17 protein-coding genes and 1 pseudogene are annotated in these 18,071 nt (G+C 62.5%); 4 read left to right on the forward strand and 14 right to left on the reverse strand.

The window, feature by feature from the left end; all coding sequences use genetic code 11:
• Nucleotides 1-8 precede the first annotated feature (8 nt).
• The 4 genes from QMG83_RS06500 to QMG83_RS06515 form a co-directional block, all read right to left on the reverse strand.
• A complete protein-coding gene (locus QMG83_RS06500) occupies nt 9-473 on the reverse strand; it encodes a single-stranded DNA-binding protein (protein ID WP_283504569.1) in 465 nt (154 codons plus the stop codon).
• Nucleotides 474-555: 82 nt separating this feature from the next.
• Nucleotides 556-2,337 (reverse strand): type IV secretory system conjugative DNA transfer family protein, encoded by a 1,782-nt coding sequence (locus QMG83_RS06505; RefSeq protein ID WP_283504570.1) that lies wholly within the window; start codon nt 2,335-2,337, stop codon nt 556-558.
• On the reverse strand, nt 2,334-2,870 hold the full coding sequence (locus tag QMG83_RS06510) for a hypothetical protein (RefSeq protein ID WP_283504571.1): 537 nt from the start codon (nt 2,868-2,870) through the stop codon (nt 2,334-2,336). The genes QMG83_RS06505 and QMG83_RS06510 overlap by 4 nt, the downstream gene beginning before the upstream one ends.
• A 543-nt stretch (nt 2,871-3,413) precedes the next feature.
• The gene (locus QMG83_RS06515; protein ID WP_283504572.1) at nt 3,414-3,866 is read right to left on the reverse strand and encodes a heavy metal-responsive transcriptional regulator; all 453 of its coding nucleotides are present in this window, start codon (nt 3,864-3,866) and stop codon (nt 3,414-3,416) included.
• 55 nt (nt 3,867-3,921) lie between these two features.
• Between QMG83_RS06515 and QMG83_RS06520 the strand changes: the two genes are divergently transcribed.
• Both QMG83_RS06520 and QMG83_RS06525 read left to right on the forward strand, forming a co-directional pair.
• On the forward strand, nt 3,922-4,221 hold the full coding sequence (locus QMG83_RS06520) for a thioredoxin family protein (protein ID WP_283504573.1): 300 nt from the start codon (nt 3,922-3,924) through the stop codon (nt 4,219-4,221).
• Nucleotides 4,222-4,263: 42 nt separating this feature from the next.
• Nucleotides 4,264-5,616: a dihydrolipoyl dehydrogenase family protein gene (locus QMG83_RS06525; protein ID WP_283504574.1), complete on the forward strand. Its 1,353-nt coding sequence runs from the start codon at nt 4,264-4,266 to the stop codon at nt 5,614-5,616.
• A 241-nt stretch (nt 5,617-5,857) separates the two neighbouring features.
• Here QMG83_RS06525 and QMG83_RS06530 read toward each other — a convergent pair whose 3' ends face one another.
• Together QMG83_RS06530 and QMG83_RS06535 are read right to left on the reverse strand one after the other, a co-directional pair.
• Entirely contained in the window at nt 5,858-6,838 is a 981-nt protein-coding gene (locus tag QMG83_RS06530; protein ID WP_283504575.1) for a DMT family transporter, read from the reverse strand.
• A complete protein-coding gene (locus tag QMG83_RS06535) occupies nt 6,835-6,972 on the reverse strand; it encodes a hypothetical protein (RefSeq protein ID WP_283504576.1) in 138 nt (45 codons plus the stop codon). The genes QMG83_RS06530 and QMG83_RS06535 overlap by 4 nt, the downstream gene beginning before the upstream one ends.
• An 81-nt stretch (nt 6,973-7,053) precedes the next feature.
• Between QMG83_RS06535 and QMG83_RS06540 the strand changes: the two genes are divergently transcribed.
• Nucleotides 7,054-8,460, forward strand: a complete 1,407-nt coding sequence (locus QMG83_RS06540) for an aminotransferase-like domain-containing protein (RefSeq protein ID WP_283504577.1) — start codon at nt 7,054-7,056, stop codon at nt 8,458-8,460.
• Nucleotides 8,461-9,495: 1,035 nt separating this feature from the next.
• On the opposite strand, the gene QMG83_RS06545 is transcribed toward QMG83_RS06540, so the two are convergent.
• Nucleotides 9,496-10,980, reverse strand: coding sequence for a putative type IV secretion/conjugal transfer ATPase (locus tag QMG83_RS06545; protein ID WP_283504578.1), 1,485 nt, complete (start codon nt 10,978-10,980; stop codon nt 9,496-9,498).
• Nucleotides 10,977-11,759, reverse strand: coding sequence for a hypothetical protein (locus tag QMG83_RS06550; RefSeq protein WP_283504579.1), 783 nt, complete (start codon nt 11,757-11,759; stop codon nt 10,977-10,979). Before QMG83_RS06550 ends, QMG83_RS06545 begins: the two co-directional genes overlap by 4 nt.
• Before the next feature lie 103 nt (nt 11,760-11,862).
• Here QMG83_RS06550 and QMG83_RS06555 point away from each other — a divergent pair, with 103 nt between their 5' ends.
• Complete coding sequence (locus QMG83_RS06555; RefSeq protein WP_283504580.1) at nt 11,863-12,627, forward strand: hypothetical protein; 765 nt, start codon at nt 11,863-11,865, stop codon at nt 12,625-12,627.
• A gap of 32 nt (nt 12,628-12,659) precedes the next feature.
• Here the strand turns inward: QMG83_RS06555 and QMG83_RS06560 are convergent, their stop codons facing one another.
• From QMG83_RS06560 to QMG83_RS06585, 6 genes and pseudogenes are all read right to left on the reverse strand, one after another.
• Nucleotides 12,660-14,126 (reverse strand): SCO6880 family protein, encoded by a 1,467-nt coding sequence (locus QMG83_RS06560; RefSeq protein WP_283504581.1) that lies wholly within the window; start codon nt 14,124-14,126, stop codon nt 12,660-12,662.
• A gap of 6 nt (nt 14,127-14,132) precedes the next feature.
• Nucleotides 14,133-15,476 (reverse strand): TrbL/VirB6 family protein, encoded by a 1,344-nt coding sequence (locus QMG83_RS06565; protein WP_283504582.1) that lies wholly within the window; start codon nt 15,474-15,476, stop codon nt 14,133-14,135.
• 34 nt (nt 15,477-15,510) lie between these two features.
• A complete protein-coding gene (locus tag QMG83_RS06570; RefSeq protein ID WP_129073445.1) occupies nt 15,511-15,783 on the reverse strand; it encodes a DUF6112 family protein in 273 nt (90 codons plus the stop codon).
• Nucleotides 15,784-15,920: 137 nt separating this feature from the next.
• Nucleotides 15,921-16,187 carry a DUF6112 family protein gene (locus QMG83_RS06575; RefSeq protein ID WP_283504583.1) on the reverse strand — a complete coding sequence of 89 codons (267 nt, stop codon included), beginning with the start codon at nt 16,185-16,187 and terminating at the stop codon, nt 15,921-15,923.
• 23 nt (nt 16,188-16,210) lie between these two features.
• Nucleotides 16,211-17,368 (reverse strand): annotated as a pseudogene (locus QMG83_RS06580) (M23 family metallopeptidase); the annotation flags it as partial.
• A 12-nt stretch (nt 17,369-17,380) separates the two neighbouring features.
• A complete protein-coding gene (locus QMG83_RS06585) occupies nt 17,381-18,064 on the reverse strand; it encodes a hypothetical protein (RefSeq protein ID WP_283504584.1) in 684 nt (227 codons plus the stop codon).
• Nucleotides 18,065-18,071: the final 7 nt, after the last annotated feature.

The raw sequence follows: 18,071 nt of genomic DNA on the forward strand, positions 1-18,071 counted from the left end.
ACTCCTACTCAGATGCTGACCGCAGGAGCGGCATCTGACTGCGCTCGCGCTCGGGCAGGTCCTTCAAAAGGGGAAGCATCACGACCAGTCGCCTCGCGCATGTTGCTGTCGCGATGAGGTCCGCGATCGACCTCGTATTGGGTGCGCGCAACGTCGTGACCGAAGCGAGAGACGATGAACTCCTCGGCTGCGACAGTCTGACCGTCCTTCTCGTAGCTGTACTCGCGCACGCGCCCGGTGGCGATGAACTTGTCGCCCTTGTGAAATCGCGCGACTCCTTCTTCGGCTGCGCGCCGGAAGGCACTCATGTCGTGGAATGACGGGTCGAGCTGCGTGAAACTTCCGTCTGGGGTCTGCTGCGAATGCTCTATGCCGATCCGAGCGTAGAACCGCGCGGTGCCGTCCTCGGTGTAGGTCAGACGGGGCTCGGTCGCGATGAATCCTGTGATGGCTTGTTGGGTGTCGATGGACATGACGGCTCCTTGATCTGTTTGCGTGGCCATCCGATGTGATGGCTGCTGCAGCAGACAGGTGCGCGCTGCGCCCCAGCGCGGATCATGGCGTCGCAGGGCGTTCCAAGAGCGACTCAACCGCCGCACGATCTGCTTTGAGCTGTTGACCGTCGGAGCGCTTGGGCCAGGGGTGGAGGTCAGTGATGATGGGTGGCGCCGATCGGAGCAGGATGACCCCGGTGCCAAACGGCAACGTGCGAATGCGGTCGGGCGGCAGGATCGGTACGCGACGGATGGAACGCTGGTTGGAGCGCGATCCATGGTCACCGAGCGTGACTGAGTCGGTGAACTCGTCGCGTTCGCCGATAAGTGTGGATAGGTCTTGGAGGTCTCGTGAGTTCGAGGCGCCGCCGAGGATGATTTTCGCGATACTGGCGTCCCAGATCGCTGCGGCCTTGTTCTCTGACCACTTGTCCCGCGCCTGGGCAAGGGATTGGAGCACGGGCATCGTTGTGATGCCAGTGCCGCCTCCTTCTGCCATGAGTGTGGGAAGCGAGGGCAGCGGCGCGAGGTTTCCGATCTCGTCGAGCGCAAACAGCAGTGGCGGATCGAGCCGTGCGCCGGGTGATCGAGCAGCCATTCGGCGGGCGGTCTCGACAAGGTCTTCAACGAGAGCTGCGACGAGAGCTGCACTGTTCCCGGCCCCAACGCCGGTCGCCAGAAGATAAAGCGTGCCACGGCCACGGATGAAACTCTCGGGATCGAACTGCTCGCCTTCTCCCGGGCTGACAGCATCCAGCACTCTGGGGTCGGCGAGCGCCGACAGTGCGAGCGAAACACCCTGCCAGATACTGTCGCGCGTGCGCGGGTCGGCATCGAGCGTTGCCTCCAGCGAATCTGCCCACCCCGTGGCTGCCAGTGATGAGCCTGTCAGGATGGCGACTGCCTCGGCGGCAGCTGATGGGTCGAGGGTCCATCGGAACAGCTCAGCCGGACTTCGACGGTCGAGCGCGGCCGCATGAAGGAGAGCCTGCAGAGCAATGCGAGTCTTCCCCTCCCAGAACCCTCCACCCTCGACGCCCCCAGCGGACAGCTCGGTGGCCGCTGCAAGACCAGTCGCGCGGATCATCGCGGTCAGAGGATCCTCACACCCCCGAATGGGCGACCACCGCAGCCCAGAGGAGACGCCTTCAGCAAGATGCTGAGGATCAAAGACAGCGACCGGACCGACCCATTCGCGTGCCCGCATCGTTGCCGTCAGATTGTCGGGCCGGGTCGACGTCGTCACCACTGCACCCGGCGCATCGAGAATCGCTGGGATCACGATGTGTAGGCCCTTACCCGAACGCGGCGGGCCGATGAGAAGGATCGAGTCTTCGACGCTTGCCCATACTTGTTTGCCGTGCGAGCGCCCGAGTAAGTAGCCGACCTGCTCGGGTTTTGGCTGATCCAGCGAAGGGCGAAGCGTCGCAGCCCGGCGCAGGAGCGCTTTCGCCGACGCACTAATTACGATCTCGTGGCTGCTGGCAGTTCCCGCGAGCCGCCGCGGGTCGGCATCGGCCCGGTGCGAGTGCCGACGCCAGCGGACCCAAGCCCACCCGATAACACCGCCGAGCACCAGGAGCAGCAGTATTGCAATTGACCAGTAGAGGATCGTGTTTAGCCCTGGTGCCTCTAACACCTCGGCCGGGCTTGCCGGATTGAACAGCAGGGCGACACCGCCTGCAATTCCAACTTGAGGCTGCCCCGAGCCAGAGAGGAATGCCGCAACGGAACCCGCAACTCGCAAGACGACGGCGACCCCGAAGACGGCGACCAGCGCGATCATCAGAAAGTTGGTCAACTCATCACCGAGACCCCCTCCCTGACCGTGTGGGGTGCTCATGACGGCAAAGGCTCGGTGACGATGACGCCGGAGACGCGTCCGATGAGCAATATCTCCGACCGGTGATCCATGAGTTGGCTCAAATCGATAACCGCACGAGCGCTCCCGTCAGCGGATCCTTCAGTGTTGGAAACTGAAAGCGCGACGGTGACGTCTTCGCCGGGGACGAAGCCGGACCCGGTGACCTCGGTGAGCTGATGCGTTGGGCGGTGTCGCGCTCGCCGTATCGCGCTGGGTGGCTGAACGTCCACGATGGCTTGTTCTCGTTGCACCGCGTGGATGATGTCGGTGAACACCGATCCATCGAACTCGTGCACTTCGACTCGGACGGTGTGCGTACGGTGGTCGGAGATTGCGTCGAGAAGATCACCAAAGCGTGCCCGACTCCAAGAGGCATCCGGCGTTGGATGCCGGAAGTCGCGCCCGTCGTAGATGACGGTCATGGTGCCGCGCTCGTTGACCGTGATTGCTGCGAGCGGGAGGGCGGAGGGCGATCCGGACGGCGTTTCCGCAGGGCTGTTGCGATTGCTCATGCCACGGAGGTGCGCGTTGGTGTCCTCTCTCAAATACGTCGAGGAAGGGACCCTTGTATTTCTGCGGTTGCCCCGAATTAAATGAGACCGAAGCCGGTGTTTTGTCTCACTTTAGTTGAGGCAGATTGAAGACTCGGCGCTCTCGACCCGAATTCGTCCGCACCTGATCGCGAGCCAATGGGAGAGGGCTTCCCGTTGCAGGGATGTTGCGATTGGCTCCCGGAGGCATCGGGCTTTTTATCGGGCGGGCCTATCGTGACGGTTACCACCAGTCGAGGCCTTAGCTTGAACGTCGGTGGGGGAGCGGCCGGTGATGGACCCTCTTGCGCGCATCAGGATGTTAGGCCATCCGCCCTGACTGCGATCCACGGTGCGTTGTCAATCCGGCTGTAATCGCTGCGCAACTGGGTGCCATCCTGTGGAAGGTACCCAGGGGTGGGTTCAGAAACCAGCGATGGGATCAACGACTAGCGTGCTGCAGGCCTGCGGGTTCGGTTCCGCGGGTTTTCACCAAAGAGGTGACTAGGTCGCTGGTGCCACACGTCACGGCCGAGGTTGAGGTTTGGGAGCGCCAGCTGGCATGGGCTTTGCGGGTTCATGTTGGGGTGCGATGATGTGGCAAATCTCGGCGTCGGTACACTCGATGGGATCGAGCCGCTCGCTGCGGCTGATGAGGCCTTCCAGCTCCACTTCGAGGACAGCAAGCTCCTTCTGGCGCCTGTGAACGTCGTGCAATTTGGTTGAGAGCAGGTCACGCACGTGAGTGCAGGGCGTGATGCCATCGCCGCGAAGCTCCAGAACGGTAGCGATTTCAGCCAGGGTGAGTCCGGCGAGTTGTCCACTGCGAATGAACTCTAGACGGGTGACGATCGGAGGTGCGTAGCTGCGGTAGCCGTTTGGGCCCCGCTTCGGTTGAGGAAGCAGTCCCCTACGTTCGTAGAAGCGGATCGTTTGGGCCGGCAACCCCACGGCAGAAGCCAATTCCCCGATACGCATGCCTTCATGGTACGCGCTTGACCTTATACCGTGGATCAAGGTCTAGATTTCAACTATGGATGTAACACTGCTCTATTTCGAAGGATGCCCACACTGGAAGATCGCTAGCGAGCGGCTGAACGTGCTCACACTCGAACGCACCGATGTCACGGTGAAGCACCAGCTGGTCGAGACCCCCGAACAGGCCGACCATTTCGGTTTCCTCGGCTCCCCAAGCATTCAGGTAGGCGGCGTGGATGTGTTCGCGGAGCCCGGTTCGCAGGTGGGCCTCACCTGCCGCAGGTACCTGACTCCGGATGGCTACGCTGGCGCGCCGACGCTTGAGCAGCTGCGCGAAGTGTTCTCAGATGCCTAACGGGGGCGCCACTGTCACGCCAACTTTTCCATGGAAGCAGTCATGAGCGAGCCATATAATCTGTTCGTCGTCGGTGCCGGCATGGCCGGCATCGCGGCCGCAAACAAGTGTGCGGCCCACGGTTGGCGAGTCGCTATCGTCGACTCCCTTCCCTACGGTGGGACGTGCGCGTTGCGAGGGTGTGATCCGAAGAAGATCCTGCGGCGTGGCGCCGAGGTTATCGACAGCGCCCGCCTCATGAGGGGCAAGGGCATTGATGACGCGGGGCTGGCGATCAACTGGCCGGACCTGATGAAGCATAAACACGGCTTCACCGACCCAGTTCCCGAGCGCATGGAAGCTGACCTCGCCCGTAGCGGCGTCACTACACTCCACGGACATGCACGCTTCACCGGCGCCGACCAGATCGATGTCGATGGCACCACCTACGACGCCGACCGCTTCCTCATCACTACAGGAGCGCGACCGCGACCTCTGGACTTCCCCGGCGCAAAATACATCATCGACAGCACAGAGTTCCTGGATCTTGACCGCCTCCCCGCGAGGATCTTGTTTGTAGGCGGCGGTTTCGTCTCCTTTGAGTTTGCCCACCTCATCGTCCGTGCGGGAAGCACTGCGGTTATCGTCGACCGTGGGGCACGTCCGCTGAAGAGTTTTGACCCGGATCTCGTGGATCTCCTCATCGACCGTGGTCGTGGGGTCGGGGTTGATCTGCGACGCAGCGCCCGCGTCGAGGCAGTCGAACAGACCAGCCGTGGATATCAGGTCACCATTGAGCGCGACGGCGCCAGCGAAACAATAGACACCGACCTCGTGGTCCACGGGGCCGGACGAATCGCCGACCTTGCCTTATTGGGTTTGGATGCTGCTGGCGTGGATTGGGGTGAGCGGGGCGTGCGTGTGAGTGACCACCTGCAGAGCACTACGAACCCGGCTGTGTGGGCTGCTGGCGACTCCGCGGATACGGCCGGGATGCCGCTGACGCCAGTTGCGGTTTCGGAGGCCAAGGTGGCCGCATCCAACATGATCAAGGGCGCTATCATCGCTCCTGATTACGCCGGTATCCCCACAGCTGTGTTTACCATCCCTGAACTCGTTCGCGTTGGCTTACTCGAATCCGAGGCGAGAGAGCAGGGCATCGAGCTGGAGATCCGATACTCCGACACCAGCAACTGGTACTCCAACTACCGGGTCGGCGAGAACTCCTCCGCTGCCAAGATCCTCATCGACAAATCAAATGACCTCATCGTCGGCGCCCACCTGTTCGGGCCCGAGTATGGCGAGCTGATCAATACTTTCGGTCTAGCCATAAAGCTCGGTCTGACCACCAGTCAACTCAGATCCGCCACAGCCGCCTACCCGACCGTCGGATCCGACCTCGGCTCGATGCTCTAGGGACTATTGCCAACCTCACTATCGCCCTCCGATGCTCACCCCTGACCTCGCCGCCCTGTAGCCGAACGCTCTCGCAACGCGACGATCTGACGAGCGAATCCATTTCCCGCTCAGGGATCCGTCTGCAGGCGGCCCGGATGAGCTGTGGACGGGCAAGTTTCTACGCCAAATGTTTGGGGTGCTTGAAAGTTCCCGGCGCTTTGCTCGTCCTTGGGGGTGCACAGTGCGGGGCGGGTGCGTGTCATTGTGGTTGCTTTCGGTTGAGGCGAGTGCGGACCGCGAGAGCGGCACAGGCGATGACTGCGATGCCGCCGATGATGGTCGCCCAGCCGAGTTGTTCGTTCAGGATGAGAGCCGCCCAGAGAATGCTCATGACGGGCTGGGCGAGTTGAACTTGGCTCACTTGGGCCATCGGGCCGATTGCAAGACCTCGGTACCACGCGAAGAATCCGAGGAACATGCTCACGACCGCGAGATAGGCGAAAGCAAGCCATTCGACTGCCGTCCCGGTCTGCGGCCGTTGGACGATGGAAATTATGGTGAACGCGATCATGAGCGGGGCGGCAAGTATCAGAGCCCACGATACGGTTTGCCACGCGCCGAGCTCTCGGGCGAGCAACCCGCCTTCGGCATAGCCGATCGCGGCGGACAGGACCGCCCCGAACAGGAGCAGATCGGACCAGTGCAGTTGACCCAAGCCGCCGTTTTGCAGGGTCGCGAAGGTGATCGCGGCTACCGCGCCAAGAATCGCGAACACCCAGAATGATCGGGCAGGACGCTCCTTACCGCGTAGGACAGCCATGACTGCAGTCGCGGCAGGAAGGAGCCCAATCACTACGGCACCGTGGCTTGCCGGAACGGTAGTGAGCGCAAACGAGGTCAGCAACGGAAACCCGATCACAACGCCGCCCGCAACGATCGCGAGCCTGGCCCACTGGATCCGTGTCGGCCAGTGTTGACGAGCGATTGAAAGAGCGATTCCAGCGAGGACGGCGGCGACGACGGCGCGGGCCGAGCCGACGAAGAGGGGGGAAAAGCTGCCGACCGCGACCCGCGTAAACGGAACTGTGAACGAAAACGCAGCTACCCCGACCAGACCCCACCACAGGCCCGCATGGCCGGACAGCGCTGGATGTGGAACGGAAGACCACGTCGTTTCGGGCTTCGCAGCTTCGCTGGCTCTCATCGTTGCTGGCTCGGGAAAGCGTTCGACGGGCGTCATCGCTCGTCCTCGGTGACACGGCTCCAGTCAGTCGGGAGGGGGCCGTATCCGTCCCGGGCCGCAAGGAGGAGGGTGACAACGACAACCACAACGACGACCATCCCAGCGACGGCGAGACAGATTGCGGCGATCATCGCCTAGCCTCTGTCCGGAATGGGTCTCGCTCGGCCGATAACATTGCGTACTGCATGACGATAGCGCTACTGTATGTTCTCATGGACAAGAGTAGCACTGAGCGGATCGTTGCTGGGCTGCGGTCGTGGATGCTGACGGCGCCACCCGGGTCGCAGCTACCGCCCAACCGTGCGTTGATGGCGGAGTATGGGGCGAGCCCCGTGACGGTGCAGAAGGCAATGCGACAACTCAGCACTCTGGGTTTGGTCGAAGCCCGCCCCGGAGTGGGAACGTTCGTACGGGCGGTGCGCCTGGCTCGGCCGGTGGACTATGGGTGGCAAACCGCGGCGTTGGGGTCGCCGCAAGCACGGCTTTCCCTGTTGTCGTCGACGCAGCGTACGATTTCGCCGGACGCGATTGGGCTGCATTCAGGCTATCCATCTCGGGATTTGTTGCCGGAGCGGCTTGTGCGGGCGGCAATCGCCCGTGTTTCTCGCACCGACGCGGCGATGACGCGCTCGCCCGCAGCGGGGCTGCCGGAGTTGCGGTCGTGGTTTGCGAACGAGCTCGCCGAGACTGCCCCGGCGGGGGCGTCCCCGCCGTCGGCGCGGGATACCCTGATCACCTCAGGAAGCCAGAGCGGCCTCAGTTCAATATTCCGTGCCGTGGTTGGCGTGGGCCAGCCGCTTCTGATCGAATCGCCAACGTACTGGGGTGCAATTGTCGCCGCGGAACAGGCCGGTGTCGCCCTTGTCCCCATCCCGACCGGGCCTGACGGTCCGGACCCCGACGAGGTCGCACGCGCTTTCGCGCAGACGGGCGCGAGGGCGTTCTATGCGCAGCCAACGTTTGCTAACCCGACCGGAGCTCAATGGTCCTCTGAAATCAGTAGAGCTGTGCTCGAAACGGTGCGCCGCTTTGGAGCATTCTTGATCGAGGACGACTGGGCACACGACCTTTCTATTAATTCCGAGCCTCGACCAATCGCGGCATACGACGACGGTCATGTCATCTACCTGCGCTCACTCACGAAGAGCGTGTCCCCGTCGTTGCGCATCGCGGCGGTGATCGCTCGGGGCCCTGCCCGCGAGCGCATCCTGGCTGATCGTGCAGCCGAGTCCATGTACGTGAGTGGACTGCTCCAGGCCTCGGCCTTGGATGTTGTCACGCAGCCTGCGTGGCGCAGCCACCTACGCGGCTTCCAGCAGCAACTCCGCGCACGCCGGGATCTACTTGTAACGAGCCTCCGCGAGAACGCGCCCGGCGCCCACATCGACAGGCTCCCAGTCGGCGGATTGAACCTCTGGGTGCGCCTCCCCGAAGGTACAGACGTGGGCAGGATCGTCGCCGACTGCGAACTACGAGGACTGATCATTGCACCGGGAACAGAATGGTTCCCCGCAGAGCCATCCGGCCCCTTCATCCGACTCAACTATTCAAGCGAGAACCCCGAGCGGTTCCCCGCCGCGGCACGAATCCTCGGCGAAGCTCTCGACGCCTCCCGATGACCGCTCGAAATGATGGGCATCATTCACATCGCGTTCTGTGGATGACCCACGAGCGGATCGGCCAACGCGACAAGATAGCTCCGATAGCGGAGCCCGTTGCGGAGAGACTGGTCTGCAACGGTATGGATCAACGCGCGGTCCGCTCTAGGTAATGATGTTTAGATGAACAATTCCAGAGGCGTTGCTTACAAGGCCGTCGACCAGCTCGCACTGTGGTCCGAATGGGCGCCTTTTGCCGATGCTGCACCAGTGGCGCCGACGTCACCCGGGGTTTATCAGATGCGAGTTCCAGACGGCACGGTCGTATACGTCGGTATGGCAGGCGAGAGGAAGGGCAAGGGTATTCGGGGCCGGCTCGCGATATACCGTCACGGCAGGGGGGCGGTCAGTGGTTTCGGAGAAGCCGCCCTCGACCGAGCACTCGCCGATGTCACCTTCGTTGAGGGTCACCTCGAGGCTATTCGTGGAGGCCATATTGCTCGGGCTACAGCTTTAGCACGCGATGCGATTGCCTGGATGAAGGTCGAGATCCGTTGGGCGGTATGCGAGACGGCAGCTGAGGCTCTTGCGCTGGAAGACGAGGCAGTGCATTTACTTCGGTCGCATGGGATCTGGAATAGGGAGGCAACCAGGGACGGGAGGCCCCCAGTGCTCGACGTCGACTCTATTGCCGCTACTGGTCACGCGGTTAGTGACGGTGTAACTGTCACGGATTTAGCACGTGAACTGGGCTATAACGATAAAGGCCGGGCGGTCCGAGCTTCGCTCAGGAGGGGTTTCCCCGATCACGTTGTAGGTCGCTCATGGGATCCACTCTCGGCCGAAGAGGTAGCGCACGTCCGAGTAAACCTCTCACCGAAACGGTGACCAGATCCTCTACGAACAGAGCGGAGTGGCCATGTGTACTTCGGTTCGTCGTGCTTCGCCTTCCGCTCTTGGTGGTGGTCCGCTCGCAAATGCCTCAACTAGCCTGAACCGAAACGGCTAAATGCCTCAACTTAGATGACACGGGACAGCCGGCATCCACGTCATCGTTTAGCTGATCATGCGGCTTCTGGTATCGAAGAGTTCAAGCTCGCTGGGGTGCAGCTGGTGCTGGCAGACGAAAGAACGATCCTTGATGCGCCACAGTCCCTGGCCGACACCGAGACCCGGCAGCAGCTTCTGTTCGGTCCCCGTAAGACCGAGCGCTCTAGCAGTGGCCCCGAGCTGATCGGATTCTTGCCGGTAGATGATTCGCGTCTCTGCGTTGGCGAGAAGGCTGCTTGCTAGGGCTCGCATCGCGGAACCCTGGTCACCGACATTCTCAAGGTCGGTCAGCTTGTGGAAGATCAGCATGTTCGCGATCCCGTAGTGGCGAGCGAGGCGCCAATGCGCATCCATCCGGCGCAACAATGCCGGATGAGACATGAGGCGCCATGCTTCGTCGTAGATGCACCAGCGCTGCCCGCCGTTCGGGTCAAGTAGGGCGGATTCCATCCAAGCCGACGAGCAGGTCATGAGGACCGAGGTCAGGGTCGAGTTCTCCGTCACTCTCGATAGGTCAAGGGAGATCATCGGTAGCGAGGGATCAAAACGCACTGTCGATGGACCATCGAAGAGTCCGGCGAGGTCACCTGCGACAAGGCGCCGCAGGGCATGCCCAACGAGACGTCCGTCTTCGGCGAGGCGCCCATCCGGATCCGCCTGGGCAGTCGGGGCAAGGATGTGTTCAACGATCATGGGAAGGACCGGCACGTCGTTGCTTCGAACGACCTCGGTCAGGGCGGTGTCAATCGCGGTGTGTTCCAAAGGCGTGAGCGGTCGAGTGAGGACCGTCTCGGCGAGCGCGCCGATCAGGTCGCGGCGTCGCGCGCCGACCGTGGACGACCAGCTTTCATCGCTCATCCCTGCTGGTCGATAGCCTTCGTCGAGCGGATTCAGCCGAGCGGCAAGCCCATGACCGAGCACGATCGCCCGACCACCCACAGCCTCAGCGACCGCAGTGTGCTCACCCTTCGGATCGCCGGGGACGTAGACGCGACGCCCGAACGGGATCGATCGTGTGTAGAGGCTCTTGGCCAAGCTGGATTTTCCGGATCCGACAATGCCCGCGAGCACGAGGTTCGGCGCGGTGATGATGCCGCGCGCGTAAAGCACCCACGGGTCGTAGACGAAGGAGCCGCCGGAGTACAGATCCTGACCGACGAAGACGCCGTCGGATCCGAGCCCGCCTTCAGCCAGGAATGGGTATGCACCAGCAAGGGTTGCCGACGTGTCTTGATGCCGGGGCAGGCGAAGCCTTCCAGGCGAACGCAGCTGCGTTGGTCCTGGTTCGCCAGCTGGCGAAATGTATGTGGTTGCTCGGCGCTCAGCCAGATCAGCGGCGTACTTTGCGCGGGACGCTTGATGCTCTGCTCTCTGCTGCTCCGCTTGCAACTCCGCGGCAGCCTGCCTGCGCTGCCTGCGTATATGCCGCTTCTCGGATGCTGGAGCGACGAGAACCGAAGTGTGCAGGCGCTCGGCATCATGGTGGCTCATAGTCCTAGACCTCGCTGCTGCCTGACCACCGTGATGCTGGCGGGCTCAAACCAAGACGCTCGCTGTTGCTCGCGAGTTCGGCTCGATGCCGACGGAGCAGCAAGGCTTCGAGCGTCAGCGGGCAGTTGATCTACCGTGTCCACTGTGTGGATCCGGTAGAGCGCGACGTGGGCGAAGGCGTGACTGTAGGCGAGGTGGTAGTCGCCGTCACGAAGTTCATGCTCAAGCGGGCCACTTGGCGGCACGTCATGAACGTATCCGTTCTCCATCGCTGCGCTTGTGGTTTCGTCGCCATAGTCCCAACTCTTCAAGTGGTTGAGACCAGCAAGAGCACCGTCGGCGTCGATTATGTCCAGCACCTCGTCCGCCTCCTGACCTTGCATAAAGACGACGCTGATCCAGCGCGAAACTGTCGGGGATCCTTCGGCGAAAGCTCCTCGCCATGCGATGCGGCTTGCCGCGCCCGCCGCGGCATCGAGCCGTTCCTCTGCCTGGTCGATCAGGGTCGCGGCTTCGTGAAGTTCGTCGGCGGCTGCTAGGGCATCCTTGGATCCGATGGCGTGGTCGCCTTGGTCGTCGAACGCGCGAGGACGATTCTCGATATGGGCGGCAGCGATTTGATCGAGAACCTGCTTGAGCGATCGCACGCCTGAATGCAGGTCACCGAGAACGCCGTAAAGATCCTGCGGATTCTCGAACGCGCGAGTTGCGTGGGCGAGCCCGCGCAACGCTTCGGATGCTTCCCCGGCGTCAGCGCCGGGATCGTAGAACGTGGGCATAGCGCCCCTCCAGTCAAGGTTTGGACCTGAATACGGGAGAGGTGCACTCGGTGATCCTCATGCGGAGATCGGTTGATGTTCGTCGGTCTATACGATTGAGCGTATGGGACGTATTCCGGGCTATTACGAGTGGGACGATGATGGCCTCACTCCTGGACGTAAGAAGGAAGGTGGCCTCCACCAAAATCTCTTTGATGCGGACGGCAACCTGAAAGGAAGCGCACGCTTTGTTCCCACGGATGTGGATGAGCCTGAGCAGTTCGTTGTGACTGAAACGGTGTACGTCCCGGTTGAGGAGCGTCGCCGCACTCGCGAGCAAGAAGAGCTCGAAAACGCGATCAGTGACCTGCTGACGGCGTTGGTCTTGGTGGGAATAGAAAAAGCGAGGCCACATGTAGAACAGTGGTGGAGCGAAACGCTTCGTCCTTTCGTAAGCCACCAGTGGTCAAGAATTCGTGGTCCGCGGCGTGAGGTACGGACGACTGAACTTGGTACTTCGAGCACGAAGCACGACAGCATGGCAGATAGGTCTACTCAAAGTATCGAGGTCGCATCCGGCGATCGACCCAAAATGTCGAGCGCCGAGGCGCAAGCGCGACTGCTTGCAGCCATAGCCGCGCAAGCGTATAGCGATGAGCAGATGAGGCTTGTTGCAAGCGCAGAAATCGTTGACGCCGATGGCTTGGCAGAGGTACAAGCCGCGCTTGCGCAGCTCCAGCCTGAAGTAGTAGCTGGCTTGATCAAGAAGATGGTGACGAACCCTTCGATGTTCGACGAGGAGACGTTGGCCGAACTCGCAAGTGTCCTGGCACGAAAATCAAGCTCAGCACCCAATGAACTACGTCGGCCGCCGCTGGAAGAGGAATGAGTGCTCCATTGGTTTGTGCGCTCCAATGTTGCTCACACTACGCGGCATAGCGGGAGCGCCGCGGCGGTGAACGCCTGGGCCTGTTGGCCGACGAGGAGTCGCGTCTCGCAGGACGCTTGAATGGCGGCTTGCTCGATCGCGGCGACGGCAGCGTCGAGGTCGTCAGCGGTTCGCGCGGACACTGAGATGAGTCCGGTGTAGCGCAGGACGCCGTGCCCTGCGGTGAGGTCAGCTTCCTGCTGGAGAACGTCCTGAAACTCAGCGGTCTGCGAGGCATCCTCTATCTGGCCGATGCGCTGACGCTGAGCTGCGTCGGAGATGTACTCCGTCTTCTTTTTTCGAATATCGCGTGCTGCCTGGTCGGAGCGCATTGGTGTGCAGAGCAGCGAGAAGGACCGCTGTATCCCGGTCGACAGGAGCACTGGTGCCAAGAAGCCTGGGTAGACCATCGACCGCGGCCACTCTGAGATCCACAACACCGCATGGAAGGCCGAGTCTGTGCGTAGCCGAGACCAGGATTCGTTCACTGCGACCGGACCCGCGGTGGCGAGCGACTGGCCGAGTTCGCCGTGCCGTTCAAGCGTCGCGGCGACTGCCGGGTCGTATGCCGAACGCAGGATGACGGCGATCTCGCCACACGTCAACCACGATGAGGGTGCGAGGTCTGCTGGGCGCAGCGCGGCGACCAATGTAGACATCTCTTGGCGAAGAACAGCCGCAGCGCCACGGATGCCGCCACCGGCAGTGCGGATCTGTCGTGCCGATACCTGCATATCGAGCGCGAGGGAGAGCGTGGTGGCGTGGCGTTCTCCAGCGGGTCCTGCACGGTCGATGAGTTCGGCGTAGGTCGTCGAGGCCCAGGAGCCATCTGCGCTGCCGTGCGATGCCCACCATTCGGCGAGTCCTGTCCCGGAGTCCGGGAGGGTGCGCTCAAGCACTTGCAGCATTGAGAGGCGTCCGGATCTGCACACGGTCGCGAGCACACGCCCCCAAGAGGAGACACGCCGCTCCTGCTCACCGGGATCGAGGAGCGCGAATGCCGGGTGCGAGACCGCAACGATGGCCGTGAGGGTGCTGGCGGTGGGGTCATGAACCATTCCGGCGCCGGTGATCGGGTCGTCGTACTCGCGCAGTCGTGCCATGTCGCCGGGCAGTGCGAGCGAGCCGGCAGGTCGCGGTTTTACAACGCGCCGCCGGTAGAGCAGCTGTCCACCGGTGGTTTTCCACATCCACCAGAAGGCAACGGGAATCCATTCGACGATCGGACGCCCAGCGATCCGGATCCACACCACGGATGCGGCACAGAGCCATACGGGTGCCGATAACGCGATGAGCATGCCGCCTCCGGCATAGAAGGCCCACACAAGCGTGGTCACACCAATTCCGAGCGCGACCAGCTGGGAAAGGGATAGTCCGAGCAGGATGCCCCTTCGTGTCAGTCGGGAGAATTTCACCGGGATGAGGTCCCCGGCTTGTTGATTGTCGTAGTCCTTTGGCATGGTCAGCTATTCCTTCCCAGATCGTGGCTGCTGGGTTCTGGGTGGTGCTGGATCTGATCGCGGTGCGGGAGGCTGAGGCGTGGAATGAGGTTCGGGTGCAGCCGCACCCGAACCACCTGCACCGGCAGCCGCAGTTTCGGTCGTGCCGCCAACAGCGCCTCCGAGCTGGGGCCCGGCTGTAGCGGCAGCTTTGACGACCTCCGCGCCAATGACCGCTGCCGCTGCGGGGCCAGCAGCTGCGGCAGCGCCACCGGCACCTGCACTGGCTCCCGCGCCCGCTCCGGCAGCTGATCCGCCGGTCGTCGCCCCACCTGAAGCAGACGCGCTGGGTGAAGCGGTTGCTGCTGGAGCGGCGTTGGATGTCCCGCCACCACCGGAGCCACCGTCGAGAACTTTCTTCACTCCGTCGCTCTGAGGCTTCGACGGCACAGGCACCGGTCGGTTCACGGCGCTCTTCGCTTCCTGCTCGCTTCCCATCGCGTGGTAAAGATCGAAGCCGAGGAACGAAATGAACCGGTAGACCATGTACGGCGCGAAGGCTGCGATGAACAGCAGCACGATGCCTGAGATCGGTTCAGTCACTGCCGACAAGTCAGCCTCGATCGGGGTCGAGACCTGCGTGATCGCAATGAGGAACACGACGACGAGTACGAGCTTGGAGATGATGAGCGCGACCACGAACGCGGCCCATTTGCCGATCCATCCGCGGGTGACATCCCATGCCGCTCCAGCGAATGCGATCGGCGCGAGCACTATTGCGACGAGCAGCAGCGCCTTGCGGATCAGGAGAGAGAACCACACGATAGCGACAGCACAGATCATGAGCCCGGCGAGGAAGATCGTGACGATCGCACCGACCCCGGGAGCAGCGATATTAATTGTCGTGAGTCCCGCGGTCAGGAGCGCGATCTTGTCGCCCATGGTGGCGGTGGTTTCTCCCGCGGCCTGAACAATCCCGATGCACAGCTGATCCACGATCTCCAAGGCCGTCGCCGTCAACGTGATGACGACGAACGATCCCAGGACCGCCTTGGCTGCGCCGAGGGCCGCGCGGGCAAGGGCCGCGGGTTCGCGTCGGATCAGGCCGAGGATGAGCTGGAAGCAGAAGAACAGCAGAACGATGAAGACACCGATGCCGAAGAGCAGGTTGTAGACGTTTAGGTAGCCGGGGGATTGGACGTCCACGAGGGTTGTGCTGTCGAAGACGGTCCACATGGCTTCGATGAGCCATCCGGCAGCTTGCCCCATGGTGGAGGCGAGCCAGTCGAATGGTGCGGACACGAGAGTCGCGGCCCCCTCACCGACGGCATCACACACGTTGGAGATGACGGGGATATCGCAGACACTCATCGCAGGCCTCCCGGAAGTAGTGAGTGGGTGATCCTCAGACTTGCTGTCCGACGTTCCAGAAGAAGTTGATGAGGGTCACCGATGCGCCGCAAATGACGGCGGCACCACAGGAGATGAGCACGCCGAGCTTGCCGCGAGAGGCGAGGTGCGGGTTGGACGAGTTTGACCCGAATCCCCAGACGATCGCCGAGATGATGAGCGCGAGCACGGAGAGGATCAGGCCGATCGTCATGACGGCGCCGACGATGGTGCGCAGTTGCGCAATCCCCGGCAACCCCGAATCATTCGGGGTGATATCGATGTCCATCGGCAGGGCTGAGGTGATGGTCGTGATGAGTTCGAACACGGTGGCTCCTTGGCGTGAACACCGCCGAAGCGGTAGGCGATACATGGTCGAGAACCAGGTGCGCAGGCCGTTCCGTTCAACCGGGTTGACCGAGCGAGCTACAGCTGCCCGCCCAAATGAATGAGCCAGTTCGTCCACGTCACGCCGCCGCCAGCGAGGATCGCGGCACCCAGCGCGACGAAGACCCCTGCCCGTGCCTTCGCGGCGGCCCCAGAGTTGCCAGTGGAAGTGGCGATGGCCCAGATGATTGCGCTCACGATGATCATCAGGACGGCAACGATCAGGATGATCGTGAGCATCGCTCCGATGACGGCCTTGAGATCACCGATGCCGCTCAGACTGCCGAAGTCTGGGAACACGTTCATCCGTGGCCACCTCTCATCGCTGAGCATCCGGCTCCTACGGTGGCTTCCGGAAAGTCAGCGGCATCGTGATCGTTGAGCCACTTCGCCGCATCGACCGCCTCGGCATTCGTCCCACCCGGTCGCACTTCGAAATGCAGGTGCGGGCCGGTCGAGCGTCCCGACGAACCGACATCACCGATGTGTTGACCGGCAATGACGTGTTGTCCGGCGGTGACGTGGATGCCGTTCTCCCACATGTGCGCGTAGGCGGTCGCGATGGTCTCGCCATCGATGCGGTGCTCAATCACGATGAGTCCGCCATAGCCACCCGAGAGCTCCGCGACGGTCACGACACCATCCGCTGCTGCGAGTATGGGTGTTCCGTCTGCGGCAGCAAGGTCGGTGCCCCGATGGAAGGCCCTCTCTCCGGTGATGGGGTCAAAGCGGGGCCCGAAGTCACCAGTGAGCACCCAGGTACCCTCCGGCAACGGGAACACGACGCGCGAGGATCCAGTCACAGCGCTCGCCGGAGACGGGGCAGTCGTCGACGAAGTCGATGTGCCGCTGGTGAGGGTTGTGAGGATCAACTCGGCGACGGGCTCGTAGTTGTTGTAGCGGTCAGGGTAGGCAGACACCTCGACCGCCTGAGCAGCTTCGCCCTTACCCATGCTCTGCCATCCAGGAATGTCGAGGAGGCCGCGGGGCGAGGGATAGTTGGGGCCGGACGGTCCGCCGAAGAACGCAGCAGCTTGATATTCGGGATCCATCAGCTCAGCTACGGATCCCCAGTCCGATTGTGGGCGCATCTGAAACAGGCCGAGCGAGTCGTGGTCGGACCCGTTCCCATCGTTCGGATAGCCTCCGGATTCCGGGTAGGTGCCCGTGTTTGCGAGCTGCCGCAGCGTGGACTCGGTGAGCGCGGCCATGATTGCGATCTGGACGCCATCCCGGGTGACGCCCTCGATCCGTGAGCCCACGGTGATGATCGTTGCCGCGTGAGTCAGCTGCTGCTTGTTGAGCGTGAACGTCTCACCATTCGCTGTTGTCACCAGGAGAGACTCCGGCACGTTGCCCAAGGTGAGTCCTGACGAGGAAAGACACGCAACAACGGCGGGGTTCATCACGAGGCCGACGGTGACGAGCCCCAGCGTTGGTGCCAAGAACATCAGGGCGACGACTGCGATCGCGAGTTTCTTCATCATGAGCGGGTCTTCCTAACGCAGCGGATTGTTCAGCTGTGAGAGCCGCAAGGCGTAGCAACTGTCATCGGGCGGGCAGGCGATGAAGACCGTGAACGCGACCTCTTGCTCGGCGCTGACTCGGTCGCCGTTCCAGAGACCGGAGCGATGGCGGATTCCCTCTAACGTGAATGCGGTGGTGCCAGCGGGGAGCTGGCCAGGGCGAGCCTGTGCGAGAGCGTCGGTCCAGGCATCCGGCACGAATGCGGACGTGATCTCCAAGCGCTGGCTCGTCGCGTACTGCCGCAGCTGCGTCCACGCATCTTGGGTGGGCAAGTACGTTGCTATGTCGGCGGCGAGCCCCGGCTGCTCGGTGCCGGTGGGGTCGGCGACATCGAGGATGACTTCGGTGTAGTCCAGCGGCAGGAACCCGCTGCCGGTGTCCCAGGTGAACAGCGCCGTCGCGACGCTGCGCGAGAAAGTCTCCGCATCGGTGCTGTGAGGGATGGCCGTAATCCGAGACGGCTGGTCCGGTGACTCACTCGATGGTTGCGCTGCTGGTTCAGTGCTCGACGGCGACGGCCCGATTGAAACCGTGGTTTCTCGGGAACCGATGATGATCCCGTAGACGCCAACACCTGTGACGAGAATCACCGCTATCGAAACGGCGATGAGAGCGACGAGCGTGCGTCGTGAGCGGAGCGCGGTGGGGAACTTCATATCGGAC

This window comes from Salinibacterium sp. G-O1 (genome assembly GCF_030063305.1).
Classification (GTDB): Bacteria; Actinomycetota; Actinomycetes; order Actinomycetales; family Microbacteriaceae; genus Rhodoglobus.